24 protein-coding genes are annotated in these 21,754 nt (G+C 63.1%); 11 read left to right on the forward strand and 13 right to left on the reverse strand.

Annotation, left to right across the window (positions count from 1 at the left end):
- Positions 1-63: 63 nt before the first annotated feature.
- Genes ACZ1G8_RS08775 through crcB form a run of 5 tightly spaced genes read right to left on the reverse strand, consistent with a single transcriptional unit; the run spans position 64 to position 3,154 of the window.
- Positions 64-759: an ATP12 family chaperone protein gene (locus ACZ1G8_RS08775; RefSeq protein ID WP_472679059.1), complete on the reverse strand. Its 696-nt coding sequence runs from the start codon at positions 757-759 to the stop codon at positions 64-66.
- Positions 756-968, reverse strand: a complete 213-nt coding sequence (locus ACZ1G8_RS08780) for a hypothetical protein (protein WP_472679060.1) — start codon at positions 966-968, stop codon at positions 756-758. The genes ACZ1G8_RS08775 and ACZ1G8_RS08780 overlap by 4 nt, the downstream gene beginning before the upstream one ends.
- Positions 961-1,614, reverse strand: coding sequence for an HAD-IA family hydrolase (locus ACZ1G8_RS08785; RefSeq protein ID WP_472679061.1), 654 nt, complete (start codon positions 1,612-1,614; stop codon positions 961-963). The genes ACZ1G8_RS08780 and ACZ1G8_RS08785 overlap by 8 nt, the downstream gene beginning before the upstream one ends.
- Positions 1,611-2,747 (reverse strand): RluA family pseudouridine synthase, encoded by a 1,137-nt coding sequence (locus ACZ1G8_RS08790; RefSeq protein ID WP_472679062.1) that lies wholly within the window; start codon positions 2,745-2,747, stop codon positions 1,611-1,613. Before ACZ1G8_RS08790 ends, ACZ1G8_RS08785 begins: the two co-directional genes overlap by 4 nt.
- Positions 2,744-3,154 (reverse strand): fluoride efflux transporter CrcB, encoded by a 411-nt coding sequence (gene crcB / locus ACZ1G8_RS08795; protein WP_472679063.1) that lies wholly within the window; start codon positions 3,152-3,154, stop codon positions 2,744-2,746. The genes ACZ1G8_RS08790 and crcB overlap by 4 nt, the downstream gene beginning before the upstream one ends.
- Positions 3,155-3,359: 205 nt before the next feature.
- Here crcB and rpsU point away from each other — a divergent pair, with 205 nt between their 5' ends.
- The 10 genes from rpsU to ACZ1G8_RS08845 all read left to right on the forward strand — a co-directional run bounded on the left by rpsU (position 3,360) and on the right by ACZ1G8_RS08845 (position 12,721).
- Positions 3,360-3,566 carry a 30S ribosomal protein S21 gene (gene rpsU, locus ACZ1G8_RS08800; RefSeq protein WP_034952298.1) on the forward strand — a complete coding sequence of 69 codons (207 nt, stop codon included), beginning with the start codon at positions 3,360-3,362 and terminating at the stop codon, positions 3,564-3,566.
- A gap of 78 nt (positions 3,567-3,644) precedes the next feature.
- Entirely contained in the window at positions 3,645-4,211 is a 567-nt protein-coding gene (locus tag ACZ1G8_RS08805) for an FKBP-type peptidyl-prolyl cis-trans isomerase (protein ID WP_472679064.1), read from the forward strand.
- 58 nt (positions 4,212-4,269) lie between these two features.
- Positions 4,270-4,572 (forward strand): Asp-tRNA(Asn)/Glu-tRNA(Gln) amidotransferase subunit GatC, encoded by a 303-nt coding sequence (gene gatC, locus ACZ1G8_RS08810; protein WP_006834589.1) that lies wholly within the window; start codon positions 4,270-4,272, stop codon positions 4,570-4,572.
- Positions 4,572-6,053, forward strand: coding sequence for an Asp-tRNA(Asn)/Glu-tRNA(Gln) amidotransferase subunit GatA (gene gatA, locus ACZ1G8_RS08815; protein WP_472679065.1), 1,482 nt, complete (start codon positions 4,572-4,574; stop codon positions 6,051-6,053). The genes gatC and gatA overlap by 1 nt, the downstream gene beginning before the upstream one ends.
- Complete coding sequence (locus tag ACZ1G8_RS08820) at positions 6,050-6,826, forward strand: FkbM family methyltransferase (protein ID WP_472679066.1); 777 nt, start codon at positions 6,050-6,052, stop codon at positions 6,824-6,826. Before gatA ends, ACZ1G8_RS08820 begins: the two co-directional genes overlap by 4 nt.
- Positions 6,823-8,322 carry an Asp-tRNA(Asn)/Glu-tRNA(Gln) amidotransferase subunit GatB gene (gene gatB, locus ACZ1G8_RS08825; protein WP_472679067.1) on the forward strand — a complete coding sequence of 500 codons (1,500 nt, stop codon included), beginning with the start codon at positions 6,823-6,825 and terminating at the stop codon, positions 8,320-8,322. Before ACZ1G8_RS08820 ends, gatB begins: the two co-directional genes overlap by 4 nt.
- A 101-nt stretch (positions 8,323-8,423) precedes the next feature.
- Positions 8,424-9,014: a hypothetical protein gene (locus tag ACZ1G8_RS08830; protein WP_472679068.1), complete on the forward strand. Its 591-nt coding sequence runs from the start codon at positions 8,424-8,426 to the stop codon at positions 9,012-9,014.
- Positions 9,011-10,033, forward strand: a complete 1,023-nt coding sequence (locus tag ACZ1G8_RS08835) for a hypothetical protein (RefSeq protein WP_472679069.1) — start codon at positions 9,011-9,013, stop codon at positions 10,031-10,033. The genes ACZ1G8_RS08830 and ACZ1G8_RS08835 overlap by 4 nt, the downstream gene beginning before the upstream one ends.
- Positions 10,034-10,235: 202 nt before the next feature.
- Positions 10,236-12,398 (forward strand): S46 family peptidase, encoded by a 2,163-nt coding sequence (locus ACZ1G8_RS08840; RefSeq protein ID WP_472679070.1) that lies wholly within the window; start codon positions 10,236-10,238, stop codon positions 12,396-12,398.
- 86 nt (positions 12,399-12,484) lie between these two features.
- Complete coding sequence (locus ACZ1G8_RS08845; protein WP_472679071.1) at positions 12,485-12,721, forward strand: hypothetical protein; 237 nt, start codon at positions 12,485-12,487, stop codon at positions 12,719-12,721.
- Positions 12,722-12,727: 6 nt separating this feature from the next.
- On the opposite strand, the gene ACZ1G8_RS08850 is transcribed toward ACZ1G8_RS08845, so the two are convergent.
- From ACZ1G8_RS08850 to ACZ1G8_RS08870, 5 genes are read right to left on the reverse strand one after another with little or no spacing between them, the layout of a single operon-like run.
- Complete coding sequence (locus ACZ1G8_RS08850; RefSeq protein WP_472679072.1) at positions 12,728-13,291, reverse strand: hypothetical protein; 564 nt, start codon at positions 13,289-13,291, stop codon at positions 12,728-12,730.
- Positions 13,251-13,583, reverse strand: a complete 333-nt coding sequence (locus tag ACZ1G8_RS08855) for an META domain-containing protein (protein WP_472681225.1) — start codon at positions 13,581-13,583, stop codon at positions 13,251-13,253. Before ACZ1G8_RS08855 ends, ACZ1G8_RS08850 begins: the two co-directional genes overlap by 41 nt.
- Positions 13,516-14,223 (reverse strand): hypothetical protein, encoded by a 708-nt coding sequence (locus tag ACZ1G8_RS08860; RefSeq protein WP_472681289.1) that lies wholly within the window; start codon positions 14,221-14,223, stop codon positions 13,516-13,518. Before ACZ1G8_RS08860 ends, ACZ1G8_RS08855 begins: the two co-directional genes overlap by 68 nt.
- Positions 14,224-14,246: 23 nt before the next feature.
- Positions 14,247-14,861, reverse strand: coding sequence for a hypothetical protein (locus ACZ1G8_RS08865; protein WP_472679073.1), 615 nt, complete (start codon positions 14,859-14,861; stop codon positions 14,247-14,249).
- Positions 14,862-14,877: 16 nt separating this feature from the next.
- Entirely contained in the window at positions 14,878-15,666 is a 789-nt protein-coding gene (locus ACZ1G8_RS08870) for a hypothetical protein (RefSeq protein WP_222441830.1), read from the reverse strand.
- Positions 15,667-15,691: 25 nt separating this feature from the next.
- Here ACZ1G8_RS08870 and ACZ1G8_RS08875 point away from each other — a divergent pair, with 25 nt between their 5' ends.
- Positions 15,692-16,027 (forward strand): hypothetical protein, encoded by a 336-nt coding sequence (locus ACZ1G8_RS08875; protein ID WP_472679074.1) that lies wholly within the window; start codon positions 15,692-15,694, stop codon positions 16,025-16,027.
- A gap of 77 nt (positions 16,028-16,104) precedes the next feature.
- Here the strand turns inward: ACZ1G8_RS08875 and ACZ1G8_RS08880 are convergent, their stop codons facing one another.
- From ACZ1G8_RS08880 to ACZ1G8_RS08890, 3 genes are all read right to left on the reverse strand, one after another.
- Positions 16,105-16,410 carry a hypothetical protein gene (locus tag ACZ1G8_RS08880; protein WP_472679075.1) on the reverse strand — a complete coding sequence of 102 codons (306 nt, stop codon included), beginning with the start codon at positions 16,408-16,410 and terminating at the stop codon, positions 16,105-16,107.
- A gap of 161 nt (positions 16,411-16,571) precedes the next feature.
- Complete coding sequence (locus ACZ1G8_RS08885) at positions 16,572-19,430, reverse strand: M16 family metallopeptidase (RefSeq protein WP_472679076.1); 2,859 nt, start codon at positions 19,428-19,430, stop codon at positions 16,572-16,574.
- Positions 19,431-19,471: 41 nt separating this feature from the next.
- The gene (locus tag ACZ1G8_RS08890) at positions 19,472-21,676 is read right to left on the reverse strand and encodes a penicillin acylase family protein (protein WP_472679077.1); all 2,205 of its coding nucleotides are present in this window, start codon (positions 21,674-21,676) and stop codon (positions 19,472-19,474) included.
- Positions 21,677-21,754 lie beyond the last annotated feature (78 nt).

Genomic DNA, 21,754 nt, shown 5'->3' on the forward strand with positions numbered 1-21,754 from the left:
ATCAAGGCGGTTAACGGGCTTCGGGGATTCCGCTAACGCTGCTCAAGCCTTTGAAGTCGCGAATTATTTCAGGGCAGCGCGTGCAAACTCGATGGCAGCGAGGAAATCGCCCTTGCGCCTGGTGCGACGCTCTTCCGCTTCCTCGTCGCGACCCCACAGGTCGACCTGCCAGTCCTCTTCGAGATTGGCAGCGTCCCACAGGGCCTCGCCGTCTGCCGCCGGCTCAAGGGCTTCCAGGCCGATGCACAGCGAGGCGGCGAGCGAAGTCGTCTGCTCGAGCGCGGTCAGGGTGAAGGCATCGAGCCCCTCGAGCCGCCTGGCGAGCCTCTGGCGCGTCTTTTCGGTCTGCGGGCGATGGACGATGCCGCTGATCCGGTGGAGCTTCACGCCTTCGCGCTCTTCCATGCAAGCGACGATCGGCTCCCACACCTCCTGCTGGCGGCGGTAGAGCGCTTCTTCGGGATCGGCGCGATAGCAAAGCGTGTCGGTCTCAGCGTAGCCGAGGAGCTTTTCGACCACGCCCGACTTGTCACGCGAAAGGACGTCGAGCGCATAATCGGTCATGTCGCGAAAACGGAAAGAAGCAGGGTTGATGGTTTCACCCTGGCTGTCCCACTCGGCAGCCAGCATCTTGGCCAGGGTCTCGCCCGGCACGACCTGCGGTTCGCCGCCCTGCGTCTTGAGCGGGCGACCGTCGAGCGACACCGTCCAGCCGAGGTCGGTCCTGGCGGTCGTTACGTCCTTGTAGAAGCGCTTCATTTCTCGCGCGAGCTCCACCTGCGAGCGAGGAACGTCGGCATCAGGAAGAAGTCGGCCAAACCGACTGCCAGTAGCGCATATCCGACGATATCGGGTGCATCGATCGTGTCGGTCAGGATCAGGATGGCCGCAACGACTAGGATCGCGCCTGCGAGACGCAGCATCTGGATCGTATAGAAGCGGCTCACTGCTGGATCGGGCTCAGCCACCGATCATCTCCTCGAGTTGTTCCATTGTCTCGGCCACGCCCTGCGCGCCGGCGGCGATCAGCTCGCCGGGCTCGTGATAGCCCCATGCTACGCCGATGGCGCGTACGCGCGCGGCCATGGCCATGTCGATATCGAAAGTCGTGTCGCCCACCATGACGGCATCCGCTGCGCCCACACCGGCCTCGGCAAGCGCTTCCTCGATCATTGCGGGATGCGGTTTGCTTGGATGGCGGTCGGCGGTCTGCAGCGTGACGAAGCGGTGCTTGATACCATGCGTCTCAAGGCAGGCGTGCAGGCCGCGGTCGCTCTTGCCCGTGGCGACGCCGAGCAGCCAGCCGGCAGCATCGAGCCTCTCGATCAGTGCCTTCATGCCTTCGTAGAGCGGTTCTTCGAGGATGCCGGTCTCGCGCCGACTGCGATAGCCTGTCTTGTACGCCTCGAGCGCCGCAGCGTGTTCGTCTTCGCTGGCATCGGGTGCAAGGATGCGAAGGGCATGGGGTAGGCTGAGCCCGACCATGCGGCGCACCTCGTTGCGGTCGGGCAAGGCTAGTCCTGCCGCGGCAAAGGCCTCGTCCATCGTGTCGCAAATCGCCGCCTGTCCGTCGACCAGCGTGCCATCGCAATCGAAGATGACGAGGCGGCTCACTTCTTCTTGCCGCGCCCGGCAGGACGCCCTTTGGGCTTGCCGCCGGCCCCGCCGCGCGCCCGGCGCGGACCGCGCTGGGACTTGCGATAGTTCTTCGCGTGCTGGCGCGCCTGCTGTTTCTTTTCCTCGCGCGACTTGGGTGGAGGATCGTCGCGCATCGGCGTTGCATCGCTAGCGTTCACGTCGAAGCCGATCTGCTCCATGCTCGCAGCGAAATGCTCCGGCAGCTCCGCAGTCACGTCGAGCTTGCCGCCATCGGGGCTGTCGATGATCAGGCGGCGGGCGTGCAGGTGCATCTTGCGGCTGACCGACCCGGTGAGGAAGGCGTCCTTCCCACCGTATTTGCCATCGCCCACGATCGGATGACCCATAGCGGCACAATGGACGCGCAGCTGGTGGGTGCGACCGGTGAGCGGCTGGAGTTCGAGCCAAGCGGCTTTCTTGCCTGCCGTATCGACGACGCGGTATTTGGTCTTGGCCGGCTGGCCACCCTCGTGATCGACATGCATCTTCTCGCCGCCCGAACCGGGCTGCTTGGCGAGCGGGGCCTCGATCACGCCTTCCTTGATATCCGGCACGCCGACGACGAGCGCCCAGTAGATCTTCTTCGCGCTTCGGCCGGAAAAGCGCTTCGAGAAGAAGGCGGCACTGCCCGGTGTGCGGGCGACGAGGAGGACGCCGGAGGTGTCCTTGTCGAGCCGGTGGACGAGGCGGGGGCGCTGTTCCTCACCTTCATCCATATAGGCGTCGAGCAGCCCGTCGACGTGGTTGTGCGTGTTGGTGCCGCCCTGCGTAGCAAGGCCAGGCGGTTTGTTGATCACCAGCGCGCTCTTGGTGCGCTTGATGAGCATGTCTTCCGCCTGCTCGCGTTCGGCATTGGTCAGCTCACGCTTTGGCTTCGCCTTCTTGTGCGGAGCGTCGCCGCCCGGGGGCACGCGGATCTGCTGGCCCTGTTCGAGCCGGTCGTCTGGCTTGGCGCGGCCGCCGTCGACGCGGATCTGGCCGGTGCGTGCCCACTTGCTGACCGTGCCGAAGCCGATCTGGGGCAGGTGGCGCTTGAACCAGCGATCGAGCCGGATGCCGTCGTCATCGGCCTCGACTGTGAAGGTGCGAACTTCGTCGGAGGTCTTCATCCCGCCATCCTCATCACTGCCAGCCCGACCATCAGGCCGCTGATCCCCATCGCGAACGACAGGATCGCATAGAGCGAGGCGAACAGGTATTGCCCGCGCTCGATCATCAGGACCATCTCGAGGCTGAAAGCGGAGAAGGTCGTGAAGCCGCCCAGGAGGCCGACCCCCAGGAGCAGGCGCAATTGCTCGCTGCTTTCGTCGCCGTGACGGGCGAGCCATCCGGCCAGCATGCCCATAAGGAGGCTGCCGATCGCGTTCACCGCCAGCGTCGCGAATGGGAAGGCGGTGACGATGGGCGCGCCGAGCCAATGGGTCATCGCGCGGCCGGTCTGGTGGCGCAGCACGGCCCCGGCTGCGCCGCCGATCGCGACATGCAGGGTGGCGGCAAGGGGAGGAAGGGTGGACATCGTCGCTCCCCTAGCGGCTGTCTTGCATTTGCGAAAGCGCGCACTGCACCCTTGCCTTTTACAGCTCGAATCCGTATGTGCGCGCCATTCGAGCCGGTCCGGAACGGATTCGGCGCGTTTTTCGTTCTATTGGCGAAACCGTTTTTTAGGAGGCAAAACCCGCGAGGAGCGGGCTCTGGCCCGCTTAGTTGAGGTGTTTTAATTTATGCAGATCATCGTTCGCGATAACAATGTCGACCAGGCCCTGCGCGCGCTCAAGAAGAAGCTGCAGCGTGAAGGCGTGTATCGCGAAATGAAGCTGCGCCGCCACTACGAGAAGCCGAGCGAGAAGCGCGCACGCGAAAAGGCTGCCGCCGTTCGCCGCGCTCGCAAGCTCGAGCGCAAGCGTATGGAGCGCGACGGCATCAAGTAAGCCGTTGCCAGCACCATTAAGCTAAGCCATGAGGGCGCGGAGAAATCCGCGCCCTTTGCGTATCAGGACACGAGTTACATGACCGAGATCACCCGCGTACCGCTCCAGCCCATCAAGAAGGGCTCGCTCACCAAGCTCTGGCTCGGCGTCCTCGTCGCCATCCTGCTGGGTGCTGGCCTTGCCTGGGCTGCCGCTCCCAAGGGATTGAGCGTCGACACGATCACCGAGGGTACCGGTCCGAATCCTCAGATCGGCGATGTCGTGTTCGTGAAATATGTCGGCAAGCTCGCCGACGGCAGCGAATTCGACCGTTCGCAGCCGCTGCCGATCCCGCCCGGCATCTTCCCGGAAGGCAATCCGCTGCTTATGGAAGAAGGCGCGATCATTCCCGGTTTCATCGAAGGCCTCGCGCAGATGCAGAAGGGTGGCAAGTACGAGCTGACCATACCGGGCGACATGGCCTACGGTGCCGAGCCGCCTCCCGGTTCGCCCATCCCGCCGAACGCCGCGCTGACGTTTGAGGTCGAAGTGATCGACTTCATGAGCAAGGAAGATTTCCAGGCCCGCGCGACCGCTCTGCAGTCGATGATGGGCGCAGGTCCGGCCGGCAACGGCCCGCCCCCTTCGGAATCTCTGCCTGAATAGGATTTTTCGCGCTCGAAGGCGCTTGATGGGGGCGGCGCGCGCGGCTAGTGCGCAGCCCATGTCAGTCACACGCGAAGAAGTGGCCAAGATCGCCTCGCTCGCCCGCATCAAGATGGGCGACGAGGAACTGGATCGCATGGTCCCCGAACTCAACAACATCCTCGACTGGGTCGAACAGCTCGGCGAGGTCGATACCTCGGGCGTCGAGCCGATGACCGCGGTCATCCCGAACACGCTGCGGCTGCGCGACGACGTGGTCGATGCCATCCCCGAAACCTCGGGTGGTCGCCGCGAAGATGTCCTCGCCAATGCACCGGTTGCCGAACACGGCTTCTTCGGGGTGCCCAAGGTGATCGAATAATGACCGACTTTACCCAGCTTGGCGTCAAGCAGATCCGCGACGGCGTGGCCGGCGGCGATTTCACCGCGCGTGAAGTGGCCGAAAGCTTCAACGCTGCCGTTGCAGCGGCTGCCGAACTCAACGCCTTTATCGTCACCACGCCCGACCATGCGCTCGCCGCGGCAGATGCTACGGACGCGAAGCGCGCAAAGGGCGAGGATCTCGGCACGATGGGCGGCGTGCCCATCGGCATGAAGGACCTCTTCGCCACCAAGGGCGTGCAGACGACCGCTGCCAGCCACATCCTCGAAGGCTTCAAGCCCGAGTACGAAAGCACCGTCTCCCAGAACCTGTGGGATGCGGGCGCAGGCATGCTCGGCAAGCTCAATCTCGACCAGTTCGCGATGGGTTCGTCGAACGAGACCAGCTATTTCGGCAATGTCTCCTCGCCGTGGAAGAAGGCAGGCACCAATGCCGCGATGAGCCCGGGCGGTTCGTCGGGCGGTTCCTCCTCCGCCGTCGCCGCGCGCATTGCGCCGGCTGCCACCGGCACCGACACCGGCGGCTCGATCCGCCAGCCCGCAGCCTTCACCGGCATTTGTGGTATCAAGCCGACTTATGGCCGCTGCAGCCGCTGGGGCGTCGTTGCCTTCGCAAGCTCGCTCGACCAGGCAGGCCCGATGGCGCGCTCGGTCGAAGACTGCGCGATCATGCTCGAGGCGATGGCCGGGTTCGATCCCAAGGACGCCACCAGCTTGCAGATGGACGTGCCCAACTGGGAAGCGGCGCTGTCCGCAGACCTGAAGGGCAAGAAGGTCGGTATTCCCAAAGAATACCGGATGGACGGCACCGACCAGGCGATCCTCGACAGCTGGGAGCAGGGCAAGGCGATGCTGCGCGATGCCGGTGCGGAAATCGTCGACGTCTCGCTGCCGCACACGAAATACGCGCTGCCCGCCTATTACATCATCGCTCCGGCAGAAGCCTCGTCGAACCTCGCGCGCTATGACGGCGTGCGCTACGGCCTGCGCGACCTGCCCGAAGGTGCAGGCCTGCAGGACATGTATGCCGCAACACGCGCCGCCGGCTTCGGCGACGAGGTGAAGCGCCGCGTGCTGATCGGCACCTATGTGCTGAGCGCCGGTTTCTACGATGCCTATTACACGCAAGCGCAGAAGATCCGCACGCTGGTCGCGCAGGACTTCGAGAAGGCTTTCGGCGAGTGTGACGTGATCCTCGCGCCGACCACGCCGACCGCCAGCTTCCCGCTGGGTTCGCTCAACGACGATCCGCTGACGATGTATCTGAACGACGTGTTCGCCGTTCCCGCATCGCTTGCAGGTCTTCCCGCGATGAGCGTTCCGGCAACGACCAACGAAGACGGGTTGCCGCTCGGCCTCCAGATCGTCGGCAAGCCGTTCGACGAGCAGGGCGTCCTCAACGCCGGTCTCGCGATCCAGCAGCGTGCCGGGTTCGAAGCGCAGCCGGAGAAATGGTGGTGAGCTTGAAAGGCGGCGCCCTCGACGCCGCCAAGGACCTGCTTCGCGGCGGGCCGATCTTCACTGCCAAGGCGGTTTTCGGAAAAGACCTTCCGCTCGGCGAGGGCGAGAGCATTTCGGTGCGCCCGGGCACGAGCGACGTTGAAGTCGTCCGCCAGGTCTGGCGCGACGAGCAATATGTCATCCCGCAGGACGAACAGCTTGCCCGCCTCAAGCGTTTCGAAGCGGCCATCCGTTCGCGCGGCAAGCTGCCGGTGATCGTCGATGCCGGGGCGAATATAGGCGCGGCGGCCCTCTGGTTCGCCCGTGAGTGGCCCGATGCGCACATCGTGGCCGTGGAGCCGGATGCAGCCAATGTGGCCATGGCGCGGACGAACTGCGCGGGCCGCGAGCGCATCGATATCGTCGAGGCGGCGATCGGCGGCGAGGCCGGTTTCGTCTCTGTCGACAGCGAGGTGGAAGCTTATGCGGTCACCACCAAACGCGCCGACAGCGGCTGCCGCGTGGTCACCGTCGACGATTGCATCGCCATGGTCGAAGGCGGCGAATTGTTCGCGGTGAAGGTCGATATCGAGGGTTTCGAAGACGATCTTTTCGCCGCGAATAACGGCTGGCTTGACCGCGCCGCGCTGGTCTATATCGAACCGCACGATCACATTTTTCCCGACAGGGGCACGAGCAGGAATTTCCAGGCGGAAATGGGCAGGCGCAATTTCGACCTGCTGATCAGGGGCGAGAACCTGGTCTACATCCGCCGCGAGGAGCAGACGACATGAGTACTTACCGCATCCAGGGCGCAACCGGCGAATGGGAGGTCGTGATCGGCCTCGAAGTCCATGCGCAGGTCACTTCCAACGCCAAGCTCTTCTCGGGCGCTTCGACCGCATTCGGCGCGGAGCCGAATACGCAGGTCAGCCTCGTCGATGCGGCGATGCCCGGCATGCTGCCCGTTCCCAACCGCGAGTGCATCCGCCAGGCGGTGCGCACCGGCATGGCGATCGAGGCGCAGATCAACAAGTGGAGCCGGTTCGACCGCAAGAACTACTTCTACGCCGATCTTCCGCAGGGCTACCAGATCAGCCAGCTCTACCACCCCATCGTGGGCGAGGGGCAGCTTCACATCGAGGCCGACGAGAAGGCGGGCATTCCCGAAGACAAGGTCATCGGTATCGAGCGCATCCATGTCGAACAGGACGCGGGCAAGCTGATGCACGACCAGCATCCGACCATGTCCTATGTCGATCTCAATCGCACCGGTATCGCGCTGATGGAGATCGTCTCCAAGCCCGACATGCGCAGCCCCGCAGAAGCAGGCGCCTATGTCCGAAAGCTGCGCTCGATCCTGCGCTATGTCGGATCGTGCGACGGCAACATGGAAGAAGGCTCGATGCGCGCCGACGTGAATGTCAGTGTACGCCGTCCGGGCGAGGAATTCGGCACCCGTACCGAGACCAAGAACGTGAACTCGGTCCGCTTCGTGATGCAGGTCATCGAATACGAGGCGAACCGCCAGGTCGATGTACTGGAGAACGGCGGCACGGTCGATCAGGAAACGCGCCTGTTCGATCCGAACACGGGCACCACGCGCACCATGCGTTCGAAGGAAGATGCGCATGACTATCGCTACTTCCCCGATCCGGACCTGCTGCCGCTCGAACTGGAAGACAGCTTCATCGAGGATTGTCGCGCGTCGCTCCCCGAACTGCCCGACGCCAAGCGTGCGCGCTACGAGAACCAGCTGGGCCTCACGCCCTACAACGCCCGCGAACTGACCGCCGAAGTCGAGACTTTCGGTCGTTTCGAAACGCTCCTCACGGCAACCGCTGCCAAGATCGGCAAGCCCGAGGCAAAGGTCGCGACGCAGGTCGCCAACTGGGCGCTCTCGGTCGCACCGGGTGTCGCCAAGTCGCTGGGTGACGAGGCGGACATGGCGAACGCCACCGCCGAAGCGCAGGCCAGCATCCTCGCCATGCAGGACAAGGGCGAGATCTCGGGCGGACAGGCCAAGGAGATTTACGAATTCGTCCTCAAGGACGGCGGCGATCCCGAAGCCATTGCCGATGAAAAGGGCCTCAAGCAGGTCAGCGATACCGGTGCCATCGAGGCAGCGATCGACGAGATCCTCGCCAATAACGAGGACAAGGTCGAGCAGTATCGCGGAGGCAAGGACAAGCTGTTCGGCTTCTTCGTCGGCCAGACGATGAAGGCGATGCAGGGCAAGGCCAATCCGGCTGTCGTCAACCAAATCCTGAAGTCGAAACTCGACGGCTAACTAAAGCGGTAGAAGACCCCTTTTATTGAGTTGACCATCATCCGATTGCGGCTAGTTCTATCCGCGGATCGTAAGTTCAATTCTTTAATAGGGGGTCGCTAATGGGGTTTTCCCGTCTAGCCCTGCTTGCCTTGCCGCTTTCCGTGGCAGCGCAGGCGCAATACGTCGATGAACCGCTGCCTCAGCGGGAATTTACCGAAGCTCAAATCGAAGCCGTGGCCATGCCCGTGCTGGAGTTCGACATGGCCGAAGCCAAGGTCGACGATTTCGAGAAGTATTTCTACTTCCACCGTCCGGAAAACGATTTCGCGACCGCTTACTACGACATCACCGAGTGTGATGCGCTGGCGAGCGGCATCAGCTTCTACGCCGGCCCGACTGCGGGCGACATGGCGTCGAACATGCTGCAGTACGGCGTCGTCGCAGGTGCCATCGGGGGCGCCATCGGCGGCCTCATGGCCGACGCAATTTTTGGCTCGGGCGAGCGCCGAAAGCAGCGTCGCCTGAACATGCGTAACTGCATGTTCTACAAGGGTTATGATCGCTACGGCCTCGACAAGGACCTGTGGCAGGAATTCAACTTCGAGGAAGGCCTCGGCAAGACCGAGGAAAGCGAGCGCGAAAACAAGCTGCTGATGCAGGCACGCGTCGCATCGGGCCCGCAGCCCGAGCAGGAAAGGCTGGCACCATGAACATCATCCGCAAACTGATTGCCGCCGCGACCGCCGGCCTCGCCCTGGCCGCCGCTGCTCCTGCCGCTGCGCAGGAAGTCGAGTACGATGCCATCGAGGAAAAGAACCTCCTCAAGGGCAAGGCTTCGATCGAAGCCGACAAGGGTTACATCCTTCTCACGCTGCCCGCCCGAGGCAATGGCATTTTCGTGAAGACCCCCGATGCCGACGACATCGCGGAATATAACGAAGAGTGGGAAGAGAAGTACGAGAAGGCTGCCGAGCGCTACGCCAAGAAGCTGAAGAGCTATGAGCAGCAGCTCGCCGCCTGGGAACGTCAGCGCCGCAAGCGTACGGCGCGCCCCGAAAAGCCCGAGGAAGTGACCCGCGAGACCTTCAGCATCGGCGATATCGAGCGTCGCATGCTGGTTTCGTTCGGCCCGCAATACGTGTTCTCGAAGGACACGGATGGCGAGAAGAGCTATTCCTACATGATCCAAGTCGAGCCGGGCACCTACACCTATTACGGTCCGATCTTCCTCATGCCAAACGGGCAGACGCTGGGCACTTGCTATTGCATGGGCTCGGTGAAGTTCGAAGTGGGTGCAGGCGAGATCACCGATCTCGGCACCTTCATGGCACAGGATTGGGCCAGCGACGGGGACATGCAGATGGCAACGGTCGGCTACGAACCGATGGGCCGCGATCCGCAGCCGGTCGAGTACCCGACTTTCGCCAGCCTCGCCGACTACAATGTTGTTCCGGCCGACCTGCGTGCAGCCGGCAAAATGAACAACTTCTTCGGCATTCTGATCGGTCGCCACCCGCCGGTCGAAGGCGTGCTCGCCTACGATCGCGACCGCGTGATCGACGTGAAGGAAGCCGAGGCCATCGCTGCGATGGAAGCCGAGGCCGAAGCGCTTGCGGAAGCGGCCGAAGCTGTCGCCGAAGCCGCCGAAGCGATCGAGGATGCAGAAGCAGCCCTCGGCGAAGTGGTGGCCGAGAGCGCTGCAGAAACGGCTGCCGGTTCGGAAAACTGACGAACCCGGCATGACAGCCAATCAGGGGCACCGCGGGCACAGCGCTCGCGGTGCCCTTTTCATTGCGCGCGAGACGCTGGCCGTGCCCCGTCGGCTCTTCGACGAACGACAAGGGTCGCGGCTTGCGACCGCGCGCCGATAGCCCTAGCGTCGGGCCAGCCCGCGCGAGGGGTCGCGCGTAATCTGAGGGACTTTTTCAAAAATGCGTAAATCCGCCACTGTCGCCGCCCTGCTGGCGTGCGCCGCTTCTGCGCCGCTTGCCGCCAAGGAAGGCATGTTCACGCCCGACCAGCTGCCAGAAATCGCCGAGGACCTACGCGAGACCGGTCTCGAGATCGACGCCGACGCTCTCTCCGACCTTACCGGCTTCCCGATGGGTGCAGTCGTTTCGCTCGGCGGATGCTCGGCGAGCTTCGTGTCGGAAGTGGGCCTCGTAGTCACCAACCATCACTGCGCACGCGGTTCGGTGCAGTACAACTCGACCGCCGAGAACAACTATCTCGAGAACGGCTTCCTCGCGAAGGCTTTCGAAGAGGAGTTGCCCGCAGCTCCCGGCTCGCGCATTTACGTCACCACCGCCCTGTCGGACGTGACCGACCGCGTGCGTGACGGCATCGACGCGATGAGCCCGACCGAGCGCTACGACGCGATCGAGCAGCGCCGCAAGGACATCACCGCCGAGTGCGAAGAGAAGGCTGGCTACCGCTGCCAGGTCGCCAGCTTCTACGGCGGCGCGCAGTACAAGCTGATCGAGCGTCTCGAAATCCGCGACGTGCGCATCGTTTATGCGCCTGCAGACAGCATCGGCAAATACGGCGGCGACATCGACAACTGGATGTGGCCGCGCCACACCGGCGACTTCGCCTTCTACCGCGCCTACGTCGCGCCCGACGGTTCGGCTGCCGACTATTCGGAAGACAATGTCCCCTACGAGCCCGAACACCACCTCAAGGTGAGCGCATCGGGCCTGAAGGAAGGCGATTTCGTGATGGCTGCCGGCTATCCGGGCTCGACCTCGCGCTATGCGACGCTGGCCGAAGTGGAGAACACCTTCAGCTGGTCCTACCCGACCTACGTCACGCTGGTGAACGACTGGATCGACACGATCGAGGAAGCCGCCCCCGAAGGTTCGGACGCGCGCGTGAAGTACGAATCGCTTCTCGCCGGTCTCAACAACTTCGAGAAGAACACCCGCGGCCAGCTCGAAGGCGCACGCCGCGTCGGCCTCGTCGAGCGCCGAGCGGAGCGTGAGGAAGCGCTTGCCGCCTGGATCGCTGCGGACGATAGCCGCGCCGCTTATGGCGAGGCGATTGCCGGCCTGCAGGCGCTCTCGGAAGAAAGCGCCACTGCGGCGCGCCAGGCATTCTGGTACAATTTCGCAACGCGCCCGACGCTGCTCTCGACCGCGCAGCGCCTCTACCGCCTCGCGCATGAGCGCCAGAAGGAAAACGCGCTTCGCGATCCGGGCTTCCAGGACCGTGACATGACCTTCTTCCGCCAGGGCATGCAGGCGATCGACCGCCGCTACGATGCCTCGGTCGACAAGGCGCAGTGGCTCCTGTTCCTCGACACCTACATGGACGAGCCTGCGGGCAATCGCGTTGCCGTGTTCGACGAGGCGCTCGGCCTCACTGCCGATCTCGACGAAGCCGCGCTGTCGGCCAAGCTCGACGCTTTCTATGCCGGCACCACGCTGGGCGATGTCGACACGCGCCTCGCACTGATGGAAGCGACCCCGGCCGAGCTCGAAGCGCTCGACGATCCCTTCATGCAGCTTGCCGTTGCGCTCTACGAATACGAGCGCGGCCTTGAAGCCGAGGGCGAGGAACGCGCTGGCCGCGCACAGGCACTGCGTCCGGCCTATATGGAAGCGATCACCCAGTGGCAGCGCAGCCAGGGCCTTCTGACCTATCCCGATGCAAACTCGACGCTGCGCGTGACCTACGGCACCGTGCTCGGCGGTTCGCCCAAGGATGGCATGGCCTACCTGCCGTTCACCACGCTCGAGGGCATTCTCGAGAAGGACACGGGCGAGGATCCGTTCAACGCGCCCGAGCGCCAGCTGCAGGAAATCCGCGAGAAGGACTACGGCAAGTATTACTCGGCCGAAGTCGGTTCGGTGCCTGTGAACTTCCTTTCGGACCTCGACAGCACTGGCGGCAACAGCGGCTCGGCGACGCTAAATGCGCGCGCCGAACTGGTCGGCCTGCTGTTCGACGGTACGTTCGAAAGCGTCAATTCGGACTGGGACTTCGATCCGCGCACCACGCGGACGATTCATGTCGACACCCGCTACATGCTGTGGGTGATGGACAAGGTCGACGGCGCTCAGGGCCTGATCGAGGAAATGGACGTGGTCGACTAAGCCACTGCCTCCCGCAAACATGATGGGCCGCTGGTGAAAATCGGCGGCCCTTTGTGTTTCGGGCGAAAAGCGATAGCCTTGCTGGCATGAAATGGCTCTTCATCGTCTTCGTGGTGATCTACGCACTGGCGCTTTTCCTGCTGGCAGTGGGCACATTCGGCTGGTTCGGACAGGAGCAGGATCCGCTTTCGGGCATCTTCCTGATGCCTCTGGGCCTTCCTTGGAACATCCTGGGCGACAGGCTGGGGCTCGGCGGACCGCTTCTCGGGATCCTTTCCCCGGCCATCAACGCGGCGATCCTCTACTGGCTCTGGAAGCGCTGAGGGCCTTCAGCGACTGGCAGCAGGCTCGACCCGGCTGACCGGGGCAGCCTTTCCCAGCTCCTGCATGTGCTCGTCCGCTTCCTTCAGTATGGCCACGAAAGCAACGTAGTCTTCATCGAGGCAGCCCGAATTCCACGCGATTTCCGTCGTGGTGGCGCCACGCGTCATGCGCAGCGTGCCGTAAGCCGCATCGGTCATGAAATTCTCGCAGTCCTGCGAATCCGGAGCAGGATCGGGCAGCCTTTTGAGGATTGTTTCCAGTTCGGTGTAATTCGACACCTCAGGCTCGATCTCGTGCCAGGCCTGCGCTGCAGGCACATTGGGCGGCTGGCCATCCTCGCGAACCGCTTCCGTCCAGCTTCCACCGCCATTGGGCAGGATACGCCAGGACGACATCGGTGCGCCCCAGCTCTTCACTTCGAACTCGACGAAATCCCACGGGCCTTCTTCCGCATTTCCTTGTGCATGCAACGCCGTCGCGGAACCGAGCGTGCACAGTCCCGCGACGAGGATCAGCCGAGCGGATGCCTCAGCGGTCATACGCCCGTTCGAAGACGTAAGTGGCGTCACGCGTGATCACACGTAACCGACCCGTCCGCGGGGCAATCTCGAAATCGGTGGCCGATGGCAGTTCGGCCGCCATCTGCTCACCGAAACTCGGTCGTGGGCAGAATGCGCGCGTCGAGGTCATTCCGCTAATGACGATGGTCCCGCTATCCGGACCCGTCTCGCGGGCGCTCCACCGTCCCTGTCCGCGGTTGCAGTCCAACTGGGCGTAGAGGGCACCGTCGCTTTCAAACGTGATCCCGTGGCGCTCGCGCAAATCGGGGTCGAGACGCGTCGAGACACCGTTTTCCCTGATTGCGAAAAGCGACCAGCTCGTTTCGTCGAGAACCGTCTCCTGGCCGAAGCCCGGAATTCCCTCGCAGGCCGGCAGCAAGAGCGCAGCTGCTCCCAGCATGAGGACTGTGTTCAACTTGGTTCTGGCCATGGTGGCCTCCCTTGTTAGTCGGTTTACCCCCGGTGATCAGCGCATCGACGACGACATAGGTTTCAGGCCCGTATGAGATCGTGACCTGGTCACCGTCGCGCGTGGTCTCGAATTCCCATCCAGCAGATCCGTCCGCCTGTGCGCTGTCCGCGCCATAGGGGGTAGTGCCATTGAAAAAGATCGCGCGCTTGCGTCCGTCGGGCTTGGTCACTTCGACCAGATGCGTACCGTCCTCGCCCCAGTTGCGTTTGACGCCTGCATTGCAGCTCTGTTCGGGCGGAGAGTTGTCGAACCCGCAGGGCATGATGGTGGTGGCATTGTAGTCCGTACCGGCGACGGTCGCATCGCCTTCGCCATAGGCCGGCTGCTCATCCGCAGGTTCTCCTGCCGTGTTCGCCACTACCGCGCTTGCGGCAGTTTCGTCCGTCGCATCGGCTTCGGAAGTCGCGGCGCCATCGCCGCATGCGGCAAGGGTCAGAGACAGGGCAGAGGTGACAAGTACAACCCTCATTTTCGCAGTTCCTCCCAGTCGTATCAGAGCGCGCCTTCGCTGCCAGTGTACATGACTTCGCCGACCGTTCCGTCGCGATAGGCGAGGCAGCGCCATGGAGCTTCGGCTCCATCGACATTGACGAAGATCGCAATCGCGGCCTCGCTTTCCTCGATCCGGTTGGTGCCGATCACGCTCGCCCCGGTCGTGCTTGCGACCTTGTCCGCACAGCGCGTCTCGAGGCTGTTTGCGCCGCGAATGGGAACCTCTCGCGGAGCCTCCGTCTGCACCGGACTTGCGACCGGGCCATTTTCTCCCATGCCGACATTGGCATCGCCCATCGGCACGCTGACAAGTCGCACGCCCTCGACATTGCCGACGATGTTTCCGTTCAGTGCCTCGGCCGAAGCTTCGCTGGGACAACCGACGAGAACAGCGCTGTCGTCGAGATAGTTTGAGGTTGCAGCGCTTTCGCCGAGGTTCCGGCAGGGATCGCCTGCATTGGGATAGCCCTCACCGAAGGGCGCGAGGCTTTCGGGAATGGAAACCTGGGTTTCCGCCGTTGTTTCCTCCCCCGAAGCATCATTTTCTGTCGGAGAGCCGCCACAAGCGGCGAGGGCGAGCGCCGAAGCGCCCGCCGCAATTGCCTTGAACTTCATGCTGTCCCTCCTTCGCTCAGCGGCACTGAGGATGGCGACCGATGTCGCGAACGTCGTAGAAGCGTCCGTCGGCAATCGTGACCTGGATGCACTGGCGCGACTGTGAGCGGTACTGGATCGAGTAGCGTGTATTGCCGCTGGTGAAATTATCCACCTGCCGGAAGCCGCGCCTCTCGAGCTGGTCCATACCGCTGCGCGCACGCGCTCCATTCAGGTCGTTGAACTTCGCCTTACGGTCATAGCCGCCATGGCCGTGATGATGTCGTAGGTTGGCGTTACGCTCGTCGACACCGGCCCGGTAGCCATCCGAATATGCGTCCGAGCGATCGTAATTGTGATAGGACGCATTGTGGAGACCGTCTTGGTAGCCGCGCTCGAACTGGCGGTTGGTGTTGCGGTCCTCGTGATGCTTATTGTCGTCGTGGTGGTGCGATTTGTGACCTAGCAGCGCGCCGAGGATTGCAGCTCCCGCGACAACGCCAACTGCGGCGGCCACGTCGTCTCCCTTGTGATGCCCGCAATCCTGATCGCTCGCATCGCGCAGGGAGGAGACTCGGCCGTCATAAGTGGTGACGGCAAGGCAATCATCGTCCTTGCTGTTCCACCAATAGCTGTGTGCAGCGTAGCCGGAATCCTTGTGCGTCGAGACGTGGACGAAACCACGATTGCGAAGTTCGCTTTCGGCGCTGCTTCCACGCATGTCTTGAATATACTGAAGATCACGGGCCTTCTCGGCCATGACGGGAACAGCAGCCATGGCGGCTAGTGCGGTTCCGGCGACAAGATGTTTTAGTCCGACAGTCATTCAGGTCCTCCCTCTCACCTCCGGAATGAAGGCGCTCTGCGTAGAATTCGAATCGACCCGTATCTTCTCTATTTTCGGTCAACGTATCACCAAAAGTGGCGAAATTGTGACGGACCGGCCCCGGCTGGACATCGGGGAATTTCCGATATTTAGTGCAGCTAGTCAGTCTGGAGGGTTATTGATGCATTTCGATTTGGCTCATGCTGCGGTCAGCGCAGTTGTTATTGGCATCCTTGTCTTCCTGTTGCGGGACAAGGGGGAGGGTGGTGCAGGGAAATCCAAATGGAACTGGCGTCTCTTCTTCGCGGTTTTCTTGGTGATGTTCCTCATCAACCTCGTATGGCCTTACGACACGCCGTAATCGAGCGCGCCTTCAAGGCACGAAAAAGGGGCCGCCGGATCGCTCCGGCGGCCCCTTTTCGTTTTTGGTCTGAAAGATCAGCCCTGGCGTTCGCCGGTCAGCGCCATGTCGCCGAAAGCACCGGCGTTGACGGTGCCGGTCAGCTGGTCGCCGTCGACGGTCGCCTTGCAGTTCAGCGTCATCGGCATCGGGACGGTCATGTCCATTGCCCAGGTCAGCTCATTGCCGTCGATCTTGCCGTCCTTGACGTCCATCGAACCCATGCCGCCGGCCATCGAGCCGGTGAAGGTGTTGCCATCGTCACCCGGAACGACAGTGAAGGTGCCCTTCTGGTCGCCCATCGGGCTCTTGACGACGGTGTCATAAGTACCGGCTACGGACATGCGTATTCTCCTAAATTACGGCGGTCACTGGGGGAGCGGACCGCTATGGCTCTGCGCGCTTGTTTACACGTGTGTCAGTTAGGTTCAACCACAACTGGCAGGTGGAGCGAAAGAGGACGGCGGCGCGCCTGCCGCCCTCTTTCCGGTTCTTGGCCTTGGACTTATTCGTCGCTCGGCAGTTCACGGACTTCGATCGGCAGGCCGAGCAGTTCGAGCTGGCTCATCACCTGCTCTGCATCGCCGACCACCAGCCAGATGAACTCGTCCTCGTTGAGCGCTGCACGGGCAGCGGCATCGAGGCTGTCAGTCGTCTGTGCCTGGTACTTCTCGACCAGCGTTTCGTAGTAGTCGTCGCTGCGGCCGTAGAGCGCATTGCTCTGCAGTGCGCTGAGGACCGAGCCCGAGGTTTCGAAGCGGCCCGGAAGCTCGCCGACTTCCGATGCGACATTGCGCGCGAGCTCTTCTGGCGTCACGCCGCGGGTCGAGAGGAACTCGGAAATCTCGCGGCGCACTTCGGCGAGCGAGTCCCCGGTTCGGTCGGCCTGCACGCCGCCAGCGGTGAAGTAGACGACCGCATTCTCGAAAGTCTGCGCACCACCGCGGTAGCCGTAGCTCCAGCCCTTGCTCTCGCGCAGGTTCATGTTGAGACGTGCGAGGAAGTTGCCGCCGAGCGAGTTGTTCGCATTGGTGAAGTCGATGTAATTCGCATCACGCGCATCGAGCGGGGTCAGCTGCGCCCCGACGATGTAGCTCTGCGGCGAGTTCGGCCGGTTGTAGAGGATGATGCGATTGCCTTCGGTCGCCTGTGCGGCAGACGCGAATGCCTTCGTACCCTTGGCAGCGTCCGGTGCACTCCAGTCACCGAACACGGCGTTCAGCGAGTCGACGACATCGGCCAGCGGCTGGTCGGACACGACGAAGACCTCGCCATTGTCGGGCCGGATCCAGCGATCCTTGAAGGCGTAGAGATCGGCGCGGGTGATCGACTGGACGCTCTCAACCGTGCTCGTGCCGCCATAGGGGTTGGCCTCGCCGAAGATCTCGGCCGGCATGGCGCGGAATGCAATGCCGTTGGGCGACTTCATCTGCTGGCGGATGCCGGTGACCGTCTGCGTGCGCACACGTTCCAGATCGGCTTCGTTGAAGGCCGGGTTGCGGATGATGTCGCTCATCAGTTCGAGCGAGGGTGTGAGGTTCGCCGACAGAGCCGACAGGGTGAAGGTGGAACGGTCGGCACCACCGCCGGTCGAAATCGTCAGGCCCAGCTTCTCGCGCTCTTCGGCGATCTGCTGGCTGGTCATGCCTGCCGTGCCTTCGTCGAACAGGTTCATGGTGAGGTCTTCAAGACCGCGCATGCCCGCAGGATCAGCGGCACTACCGGCGTTGAACGACATGGTGACATAGGTCGCCGGTACCGCGTCGCGCTGAGCGTAAGTCACGGCCATGCCGTTGGCGAGCGTCGCGCGCTGGATATCGGGGAAGTCGAGCGTCGCGATAGTGTCGATCGGCGGGGCCGGACGTACCTTGGTGACGGTGATTTCCTCGGCTTCGCGATCACGCTCCGAGGCGTTGTCTGCGCCGCCGACAGATGCCGCTTCCTCATAGGTATCGTCGCGCTCGCCCGGTTCGAGGACGAGGGTGAATGCGGGGCGCGTCATCCAGCGCTCCATCGCGCCCTTCACGTCTGCCGCGGTGAGCGTGGCGAGCGTGTCGAACTGCTTCTTGTAGAAGCCCGGATCGTCGGCAAGCACTTCGCCGCGAGCCAGCGTCACGGCCTTGCCGCCGAAGCCGCCGACCTGTTCGAGGCCGCGGATCGTTCCGGCGAGGTCGTTGGTCGCCGCACGGCGCACTTCCTCTTCGGTCGGACCTTCGGCAATGTATTCGGCGATCAGCTCGTCGAGGCGGTTTTCGAGCACTTCGAGCTCGACGCCCGGCTTGAGCGTTGCGTTGACCAGCAGGATGCCGACGCGCTGGAAGTCAAAGTTGCCTGCGCCGACGCTCACGGCGAGTTGCTCGTCGCGCACGAGGATCTCGTCGAGACGGCTCGAAGCGAGGCCGCCGAAGACGCTCGCGCCCACGTTGAGTGCGGTCAGCTCCTCGCTGGTGATGCCGGGCACTGCCCAGTACTTGGTGATTGTCGTCGCGGCCACATTGTCGCGCATCACGCTGCGCTTGTCTTCGGCGAGAACGGGGATTTCAGCCTGCGCAGGATTGTTGACCGGACCGCGGTTGATCGGGCCGAACCATTTTTCCATCAGCGGGCGCGCTTCGGCGGCCGAGATGTCGCCCGCGAGCACGACCGTGGCGTTGTTCGGGCCGTACTTGTCGCGGAACCAGTTGCGCACATCGTCCATCGAGGCACTGTCGAGGTCGGCCATCGAACCGATCACCGAGTGGCCATAGGGGTGGCCTTCGGGGAACATGTTCTCGAGGATCTCGTAGAAAACGAGGCCGCCGGGCTGGTTGTCGCCCTGGCGCTTTTCGTTCTGCACAACGCCGCGCTGATTATCGAGCTTCTCCTGCGTCACTGCGCCGAGAAGGTATCCCATCCGGTCGCTTTCCAGCCACAGCGCGCGTTCGAGCGCGGGGCGCGGAACGGTTTGGAAGTAGTTGGTGCGGTCGAAGTTGGTCGTGCCGTTGTAATCGGTCGCGCCCATTTCCTGCAGGTACTGGAAATAGTCGTTCGGCGCGTTTTCCGAGCCGTTGAACATGAGGTGTTCGAACAGGTGGGCAAAGCCCGTCTTGCCTTCGGGCTCGTCCTTGGAGCCGACATTGTACCACACGGCAACGCCGACGATCGGCGCCTTGCGGTCCTCGTGGACGATCACGTCGAGCCCGTTGTCGAGCGTGAACTTCTCGTAAGGGATCGCGACTTCATCGACGAGCTCGGTCAGGCTGGCGACTTCGGCAGCGGCCGGTGCCTCGATGGCAGCACCTGTGCTGGCGACCGGAGCGTCGGAATAAGACGAGCACGCCGATACGGCGAGGGCGATGATACTGGTCGAAATCAGACGCTTCATGTGGGTTCTCTCCAAGACAAATCTGTGCGGGGTCTAGGCGGTTACGGTGTGTGCGTCACCCTCTTCCGGCTGACGGCATGGGCGAGGACATCCTCGCGCCAGAAATGCACCGGCTTCAACCGGTGCTGGACGAACAGCTGCATCTGGTCGTCGTAATGCGGGGAATCGGGCCGCGTGGTCGCTGCTCCGAATGGCTGGATCGACTGCGAGGTGACGCGTTCGCCGGGTTCCCACTCCACCCACTGGATGAAGCTGTCGCCATGGCGCAGCGCGAGGCGGCCGTCCTCGTTCACATCCCACAGGGTCGAGGCGCGCAACGTGTCGGACCCGCCATCGAGAGGCAGGTCGACCTCGCCCTGCCTCAGGCGCAGCAGGTCGCTCATCGGCGGATCGATCCGGCCGAAGTGGGTTTCGAGATGCGCGGTGTGCTTCGTCAGTTCCTCGCGCACGTCAGGGCACGGCTTGTTCTGATAGGAGCAGGACATGAACTCGCGGATCATCAGCAGCGCGAGCGCATCGGCCCGGCCTTCGCTGTCGGCGGTGAAATCCCACTCCATCAGCATGTCGCGTGCTTCTCCGAGCCTCGGCTCGTCCGACAGGTCGAGCGCTTCGAGATCGCTCCAGAGCTGCGCGACGTATCCGTCACGCTCGTAGCCCGTGTCGTACTTTATGCGCTTCAGGTTCTCGCGATCGAGCAGCTCCGCGTCGCTCAGCAGCTTCCATGCGCGGCGCGAGCGATTGGTCTGCTTGAGTTCCACGCCGAGTTCGGGCGCGAATTCTTCGGGCGACAGGTCGCTGCCGGGCCCCGCAGCGGTATAGGGCGCATTGTTAGCATTATAGAGCCAGCCCGAGGCCGGGTTCACGTAACGCGGCAATTCCTCGTAATCGACCGGGCCGTTCCAGAGGAGATCCGGATCGCTACCGTCGAGCACGCTGCGCCAGTTCGGCCCCTTCGTCCGGTCGGGAATGGCGGCGTTGTAAACATAGGCGATGTTGCCCGCCTTGTCGGCATAGATGAAATTGGTGGAGGGGATGTCCATCCGGGCGAGGATGCCTTCCCATTCCTCCAAGTTCTGCGCCTTGTTGAGCCGGTAATAGGCGTCGAGCTGTCCGAGATTGTCTATCCCGCCATAACGGAAAGCGAAATGTCCATTCTCGTTGGCGATCACAGGTCCGTGGACGCTGCGATGGATCTCGCGGCGGATCGGCAGGACCACCGGTCCGACTCGTACCGGCAGCGTAACTGTGCGGATCTCGAGGTCCCGCCACTCGCCGCCGAAGCGATAGCGCGTTCCGGTCTCGTCCATTTCGAGCTGGTAGACATCGACCATGTCGGGCGTGTTGACCGTGTTGGTCCAGCCGAGGTCGCGGTTGTGGCCAAGGAATGGGAAGGGCGAGCCGGGGAAGTTCGCACCGGCATAGTGCCAGCCTTCCTCGCTTTCGACGACAAGCTCGTACCATGCGACACCGCCGCGAAGGGGCTGGTGGCTGTTCGAGACAAGCGTGGTCGGACCGCCCGACTTCTCGGGTGCGACGGCAAATGCATTCGATCCGTTGTGCGCGCCGTCGGGTCCGAACGGCGAATAGGCGACGTCCTCGCCTTCGTGCTGCTCGCCAGCACGCAGCGGGCGCGAACCTTCGCGCGGGAAGCCGGGAATGTCGGGGCCGAATTCGCGCCTCAGGTCGTCACCTTGCACGAGCGGCTGGATGACGTTGTTGAGGCCGAAGAAGAACGGCTGGCGCAGTGCGAAACCCGCCGCGACATCCTTGCCGTCGATCGGGAAGAGGTTGGCCAGCTTTATCTCTTCCGGGTTCTGGTGGGCATAATCGTTCATGCCGGTGGCATAGGCTTCGAACAGCGCGCGAGTGTCTTCGGGCAGCTGCGGATAATTCCGTTCTGCCGTGCCTCGTGCATCGAGCAGGTGATATACGTAGTCGATCGCTGCGCCGTCCTCGCCCGCAATCGCACCGTAGCGCCCGCGCGCCATGGCCAGCACGTCCTGCAGCGTGGCGAAATCGTCTTCTGCATGGGCGATGGCCACGCCATAGGCGACATCGCGATCGCGCTCACCGTAGATATGCGGGACACCGTAATCGTCGCGGATGATCTCGGCGGAATAGCTCTCTGTCGTGAGCGCCACCTGGTCACGTTTGGCCCAGAAGGGTTCCCAGCTCGCCAATGCGACGAAACCGACCAGCACGACCACGAACAGGGCGAACAGGATCCGCCCGAACCACTTCCGCATAGAATTCAGTCCTCTCTTGGAGCCTGCCTAGCGAGCGCAGGCCGGACTCGCAATCGTACTGGGCAAAACGATGGTTAG

This window comes from Qipengyuania sp. BR81-2 (assembly GCF_055693895.1).

What these genes read in the sequence shown, in the direction of transcription:
- ACZ1G8_RS08775 (WP_472679059.1), bottom strand. Translation starts at nt 759, where the DNA reads ATGAAGCGCTTCTACAAGGACGTAACGACCGCCAGGACCGACCTCGGC.
- ACZ1G8_RS08790 (WP_472679062.1), bottom strand. Translation starts at nt 2,747, where the DNA reads ATGAAGACCTCCGACGAAGTTCGCACCTTCACAGTCGAGGCCGATGAC.
- crcB (WP_472679063.1), bottom strand. Translation starts at nt 3,154, where the DNA reads ATGTCCACCCTTCCTCCCCTTGCCGCCACCCTGCATGTCGCGATCGGC.
- rpsU (WP_034952298.1), top strand. Translation starts at nt 3,360, where the DNA reads ATGCAGATCATCGTTCGCGATAACAATGTCGACCAGGCCCTGCGCGCG.
- ACZ1G8_RS08805 (WP_472679064.1), top strand. Translation starts at nt 3,645, where the DNA reads ATGACCGAGATCACCCGCGTACCGCTCCAGCCCATCAAGAAGGGCTCG.
- gatC (WP_006834589.1), top strand. Translation starts at nt 4,270, where the DNA reads ATGTCAGTCACACGCGAAGAAGTGGCCAAGATCGCCTCGCTCGCCCGC.
- gatA (WP_472679065.1), top strand. Translation starts at nt 4,572, where the DNA reads ATGACCGACTTTACCCAGCTTGGCGTCAAGCAGATCCGCGACGGCGTG.
- gatB (WP_472679067.1), top strand. Translation starts at nt 6,823, where the DNA reads ATGAGTACTTACCGCATCCAGGGCGCAACCGGCGAATGGGAGGTCGTG.
- ACZ1G8_RS08830 (WP_472679068.1), top strand. Translation starts at nt 8,424, where the DNA reads ATGGGGTTTTCCCGTCTAGCCCTGCTTGCCTTGCCGCTTTCCGTGGCA.
- ACZ1G8_RS08835 (WP_472679069.1), top strand. Translation starts at nt 9,011, where the DNA reads ATGAACATCATCCGCAAACTGATTGCCGCCGCGACCGCCGGCCTCGCC.
- ACZ1G8_RS08840 (WP_472679070.1), top strand. Translation starts at nt 10,236, where the DNA reads ATGCGTAAATCCGCCACTGTCGCCGCCCTGCTGGCGTGCGCCGCTTCT.
- ACZ1G8_RS08845 (WP_472679071.1), top strand. Translation starts at nt 12,485, where the DNA reads ATGAAATGGCTCTTCATCGTCTTCGTGGTGATCTACGCACTGGCGCTT.
- ACZ1G8_RS08860 (WP_472681289.1), bottom strand. Translation starts at nt 14,223, where the DNA reads ATGAGGGTTGTACTTGTCACCTCTGCCCTGTCTCTGACCCTTGCCGCA.
- ACZ1G8_RS08865 (WP_472679073.1), bottom strand. Translation starts at nt 14,861, where the DNA reads ATGAAGTTCAAGGCAATTGCGGCGGGCGCTTCGGCGCTCGCCCTCGCC.
- ACZ1G8_RS08870 (WP_222441830.1), bottom strand. Translation starts at nt 15,666, where the DNA reads ATGACTGTCGGACTAAAACATCTTGTCGCCGGAACCGCACTAGCCGCC.
- ACZ1G8_RS08875 (WP_472679074.1), top strand. Translation starts at nt 15,692, where the DNA reads ATGAAGGCGCTCTGCGTAGAATTCGAATCGACCCGTATCTTCTCTATT.
- ACZ1G8_RS08880 (WP_472679075.1), bottom strand. Translation starts at nt 16,410, where the DNA reads ATGTCCGTAGCCGGTACTTATGACACCGTCGTCAAGAGCCCGATGGGC.
- ACZ1G8_RS08885 (WP_472679076.1), bottom strand. Translation starts at nt 19,430, where the DNA reads ATGAAGCGTCTGATTTCGACCAGTATCATCGCCCTCGCCGTATCGGCG.
- ACZ1G8_RS08890 (WP_472679077.1), bottom strand. Translation starts at nt 21,676, where the DNA reads ATGCGGAAGTGGTTCGGGCGGATCCTGTTCGCCCTGTTCGTGGTCGTG.